The sequence below is a fragment of the Streptosporangium minutum genome, from assembly GCF_002149035.1.
GTDB lineage: Bacteria > Actinomycetota > Actinomycetes > Streptosporangiales > Streptosporangiaceae > Streptosporangium > Streptosporangium minutum.
In genome coordinates, this window is record NZ_NGFP01000403.1 from 1 (window position 1) to 4,816 (window position 4,816).

Consider the following 4,816-nt stretch of genomic DNA (forward strand, 5'->3'; position numbering starts at 1 on the left):
GTGGGTCGGGCTGGGGCAGCGACGCCGGTTGGAGCGGCGGGCCTGGAGGGAGCAACGGGTCCGGACGGGACCGCGGGTCCGGACGGGACGGCGGGGCCGGGCCAGGTCACGGTGTTGGTCGTCATGCGCCGACTCGACCTCGGAGACCTCGTCCACGGCGCGCTGGAGTTCACCGGAGGACTCTCCCCCGAGGAAGCGGACATCTGGTACCGCAACTGGACCAGGACCCGCTTCCTCCTGGGCAACCCGCACAACCTTCTCGGCAGTCCGGCGGTGCGGACGGTGGGGCCGGGTGGCCACCTGGCATGGCTGGGCCCCGTCGACGTCGCCCGCCCGCCCGGGCTGAGCCGCCTGCTCAAGCCGGTCACCGGGCGGCTGCCCGAGCTTCCGCCGAGCGTGCACCTGCCGGGAGAGCGGCGGGGCGCGCCCTGCGAGATCCGCATCGCCTGCCGGGGGCTGACCACGGCCGGCTATCTGATCCATCTGCACCACACCCTGGCCGAGGCCGTGCTGCTCGGCAAGATCGACCCGCGGACGCCGGTCCGGCTGGTCCACGTCCCGGATCTCGACGACGAGTCCGCCCTGTCGTCCGCCTACGCCCGTGTGCACTACGGAGCGGACGGGACGCTGCGCCTTTACACCTTCGTAGCCTGAGGAGAGAGATGGACTTCACGGACAGAGACCTGGGCAGGGTGGCCCTCTCGGCCCAGCTGCGTGAATGGTCGGAGCTGTTCAGGATCGCGGTCGCGGCGCCCGGCCACGAGAACGACGACCTCGCCTCATCCCTGTGGAAGAGGCTGGAGGAGGGGATGCCCTCCTTACGGGAGGCCATCGTCGCCTACGAGCGCACCCGCGGGCGGAGCTGGGCGGAGATCGGCGAGCTGACCGGCCATGAGACCGGCGAGGCCGAGGCGCTGTGGGGAGGCGCCGGCACCTCGGGGCAGGGGGACCCGAGCAAGATCGTCGCTCAGCTCGACGAGTGGTACGTCCGGCACGCGCAGGTCGAGGAGCTCGCCAGGGTCCGTGACCCGTTCAGCCGGATGCTGGACGCTCACACGGCTGAGCCCCCGCAGTGCCTCATCTGCGGAAAGTACGCGGGCGAGGCCGTACCCGCGTGGGCCGGCCGTCCCGTGCCGCCCGGCGGCCATCTCATCGAGAACGAGCTCTGGCGGGTGGGCCACGGCCCTACGGCATTCTGGCCGGCGGGCACACTGCTCATCGAGTCACGCCGCCACTTCCTCGACTACACCGAGTTCACCCCCGAGGAGGCGGCCTCGATCGGGCCGCTCATCGGCCGGCTGATCGGGCCGATCAAGACGGCGACAGGGGTGCCCCGGGTACACGTCTGGTCATGCATGGAAGGCACCCCGCACTTCCATCTCTGGCTGGTCCCGCGCCTTGAGACGGCGCATGAGACGGGCAGGGGTTACCTCGCCGCTCCGGGATACTGCGTCGAGCCGGAGGCCGAAGCGGTCGTCGCCCGCATCCGGCAGGCACTGGAGGGGTGCTGAAACATGGCGCCCACATCGTGCCCCTTCCCCTTTCCGTTCCCCGACCACCCGGGCCTGGAACCGGCCGCGCAGTACACCGAGCTGAGGCAGTACACCGAGCCGGATCAGCCCGCTGAGTCAGGGCAGTCGGCCGCACCGGGGCGGTCCGCTGAGTCAGGGCAGTCGGCCGAGCCGGGGCGGTCCGCTGGGCGGGGGAGGACGCCGCTCGTCCCCGTCGAACTTCCCAGAGGCGTCCCCGCCTTGCTGGCCCACCGGCACGCCGACGCCTGCGCCGTCCTGACCGATCCCGGCTTCAGCAGGGAGGCCGCGACCGAGTTGAGGATGACCTCGCGCTCGAAGGAGTCCCTGGCACTCAACGTCGTCGATCCCCCGGTCCACACGCGCCGGCGCCAGCTCGTCGCGCACGCCTTCACGGCCCGGCAGGCCGGGCTCGCCCGCCCGGCGACGGAGCGGCTGGCCGGCGAGCTGATCGGCGCCATGGTGCGGAAGGGCCCGCCGGCGGAGCTGGTGGCGGACTTCGCGCTCCCCCTGACCATGGGTGTCATCGGCGGGATCCTCGGCGTCCCCGCTCCCGAGCAGCGTCGCCTGCACCCATGGGTGGAGGCGATGATGTCCACGACCGCGTACTCGCCCGAGGAGATCGCGGCCGCGCACAAGGGCGTGCACGGTTACTTCGCCGGACTCCTGGACGCGGCGACGGACGGTCTGCCCGGCGAGCTGGCCGAGCACGTCCGCCAGGGGACGCTGGGGCGCGACGAGGCCGTCCATCTCGTCTCCGGGCTGTTCATCGCCGGTTACGAGACCACGGGCAACCAGCTCGGCATGTGCGTGCTCGCGCTGCTGCGCCATCCGCTCCTGCCGAAGCGGCTGCGCTCGGACCCCGCGGCCACCCCGCAGGCCGTGGAGGAGCTTCTGCGGTACACCTCGCTGAACGCGACGGGAGGAGTTGCCCACGTCGCGCTGGAGGACAGGCCGGTGGGCGGAACGGTGGTGCGTGCCGGGCAGGTGGTGGTCCCGGTGACCGACGGCGCCAACCGCGACCCCGACGTGTTCGACGAGCCGGACCTGCTCGACATCGACCGGCCGCACAACCCGCACCTGTCCTTCGGCCGTGGCCGTCACATGTGTCTCGGAGCGGGCCTGGCCAGGATGGAACTGCAGGTCGCGCTGGACATGCTGGTGGCCGAGCTGCCCGGGCTGGAGCTCGCGGTGCCCGAGGACACGCTGGGCTGGCGCGAGGGAATGTACGTCCGCGGGTTGCTGGAACTCCCGGTCCTATGGTGAGGCGCCGCATCCTGGTCGCTCCCGTCACGGTCAGCCCGACCAAGCCGCTCACGCCCACGCACCTCAAACACCTGCTCTCCTTCGACGTGCTCTGCCGGGCCACCTCGCTCTTCGCCGACGTCCACCTGCTGTACAACCACAGCACGTTCGCCGGTACGCGGCAGGTCGCGGGGTTCTGGGAGTTTCTCGACCGGGTGCATCCCGCCCTGTGCTACCAGGACCTGACCGAGGAACAGATCGGCGAGCTGTACATGGAGCACCAGCGGAGCGCGCGTGTTCCCTTCAGCGAGCTCCAGCCCGTGGTCCAGCGGGCCGAGAACGGCTGGATCCATCCGGCGACCTCCCGGATACTCGAGATCTGGGAGCAGCACTACCGGCTGCTGGGGATGTCCGACATCAAACTGGGCGGCGGCTACGCGGAGCAGGCCCCCGTGGACGAGGTCGTGGAGACCCTCACCGCCCATCACCTCTGCGTGGACGGGCGCCCGTTGGGAGCGCCGGTCTACCTGGACGCGACCCCGGCGGGCCTGCCTCTCCGGGTGGTGATAAGCGCGGAAGGCCATGCGAACTACCTGTTCCGCGCGCTGCAGGAGCTCATCCCCAGTCTCGGCCGGCACGACCTGATGCTGCTGGTGTACGACAAGGAACTGCGCCATGACTACCTCGTACTGGAGCACGTGCTGAGCCGGCTCGGCGCGGCCGTCGAACGGCTTGAGCTGGTCAGGGTGCCCATCGACGGCGAGGTCCGCTCCAGCCGCGAGGGCGGCTGGCAGGGCTACACCGTCGGCGGCTTCGCGGGGCCGGTGGTGGATGAGTTCGGGCAGGAGGCGTTCAGGCTCGGCCTGCGGCTCTACCTGCTGGCCGGGCTGGGGCGAGGGCAGGGGGAGTCGTTCTCCCTGCCACACCTGAAAAGATGGGTACGGCGAGCCCAGCGACTCCTCGACGCCGCCGGCGCAGACACGGAGGTCGGCGCCGCCGGTGAGGACGTGGAGACGGGTGACCTGCCCGGTCAGCTGAGCCGCCTGGCCGGACGCCGTGGCTTCCTCGACTCCTACCGCCTGACCACCGCCATGCTCACGCGTGACAGCGGGATCCCACTCCGGGAGCTACTGCGCGTCGCCTACGTGTGAACACCGCCCGGGGTACGGAGGACACGAGTGATTCCCGGGCATGCGAGCGCGGGAACCAGGTAACCCGTACCGGACACAGCATGTCTCCAGCCGTGGTCGACACGCACGTGGGGAAGCGGCCCGGGGCACAGGCGAAGACGTGCGCCTTCGGCCGTGTGCCCCGGATGTGCCCTCTGTAGCAGACGGGACCTTGAAGTTACAGGTCAGAGCCTTGGTTGGCTGTCTGCTAGCGGTAGTTCGTGAACTGAAGGGCGATTTCCAGGTCCTTGCCCTTGAGCAGGGCGATGACCTCCTGCAGCTCGTCCCTCTTCTTGGAACTCACCCGAAGCTCCTCACCCTGGATCTGAGCCTTGACCCCCTTGGGCCCCTCATCCCGGATGATCTTCGAGATCTTCTTGGCGTGCTCCTGGTCGATGCCCTCCTTGAGGGTGACCACGAGACGGTAGTCCTTGCCGGACAGCTTGGGCTCGCCCGCGTCCAGGATCTTGAGCGAGAGCCCCCGCTTGATCAGTTTGTCCTTGAACACGTCAAGGACGGCGTTGGCGCGCTCCTCGCTGTTGGCCTTGATCTCTACAGCCTTCTGGCCGCCCGACCAGGCGATGGACGCGCCGGTGCCCTTGAAGTCGAATCGTTGCCCGACCTCCTTGACCGTCTGGTTCAGCGCGTTGTCGGCCTCCTGATGGTCGATCTTGCTGACGATGTCAAAACTGCTGTCGGCCATGCGTCGACTATCCTTTCTAGCTCTCATGTCGACCCTAGCGCTTCGCTTATCGGCTCATGATGAACGTGACCGTCAACGTTCAGACGACGGTGTCGAACGAAGCTCATTCGCGAGGCCGACACCGGCCTGCGCATCCAGGCGACACAACGCCCGTGCCTACTCCCTTCCAC

At 69.4% G+C, this 4,816-nt stretch carries 5 protein-coding genes; 4 read left to right on the forward strand and 1 reads right to left on the reverse strand.

Annotated features, from left to right (window positions below; all coding sequences use genetic code 11):
- The 4 genes from CA984_RS42555 to CA984_RS42570 all read left to right on the forward strand — a co-directional run bounded on the left by CA984_RS42555 (position 1) and on the right by CA984_RS42570 (position 3,925).
- The gene (locus CA984_RS42555) at positions 1–654 is read left to right on the forward strand and encodes a DUF6182 family protein (protein WP_278249106.1); all 654 of its coding nucleotides are present in this window, start codon (positions 1–3) and stop codon (positions 652–654) included.
- An 8-nt stretch (positions 655–662) separates the two neighbouring features.
- The gene (locus tag CA984_RS42560; protein WP_086578976.1) at positions 663–1,511 is read left to right on the forward strand and encodes an HIT family protein; all 849 of its coding nucleotides are present in this window, start codon (positions 663–665) and stop codon (positions 1,509–1,511) included.
- A gap of 240 nt (positions 1,512–1,751) precedes the next feature.
- Positions 1,752–2,795 (forward strand): cytochrome P450, encoded by a 1,044-nt coding sequence (locus CA984_RS42565; protein WP_108724702.1) that lies wholly within the window; start codon positions 1,752–1,754, stop codon positions 2,793–2,795.
- On the forward strand, positions 2,789–3,925 hold the full coding sequence (locus tag CA984_RS42570; protein WP_086578978.1) for a hypothetical protein: 1,137 nt from the start codon (positions 2,789–2,791) through the stop codon (positions 3,923–3,925). Before CA984_RS42565 ends, CA984_RS42570 begins: the two co-directional genes overlap by 7 nt.
- 226 nt (positions 3,926–4,151) lie before the next feature.
- Here CA984_RS42570 and CA984_RS42575 read toward each other — a convergent pair whose 3' ends face one another.
- Complete coding sequence (locus CA984_RS42575; protein WP_031164771.1) at positions 4,152–4,646, reverse strand: YajQ family cyclic di-GMP-binding protein; 495 nt, start codon at positions 4,644–4,646, stop codon at positions 4,152–4,154.
- Positions 4,647–4,816 lie beyond the last annotated feature (170 nt).

Excerpts from the sequence above, each read along its gene's own strand:
- CA984_RS42560 (WP_086578976.1), top strand. The coding sequence starts at position 663 with ATGGACTTCACGGACAGAGACCTGGGCAGGGTGGCCCTCTCGGCCCAG.
- CA984_RS42570 (WP_086578978.1), top strand. The coding sequence starts at position 2,789 with ATGGTGAGGCGCCGCATCCTGGTCGCTCCCGTCACGGTCAGCCCGACC.
- CA984_RS42575 (WP_031164771.1), bottom strand. The coding sequence starts at position 4,646 with ATGGCCGACAGCAGTTTTGACATCGTCAGCAAGATCGACCATCAGGAG.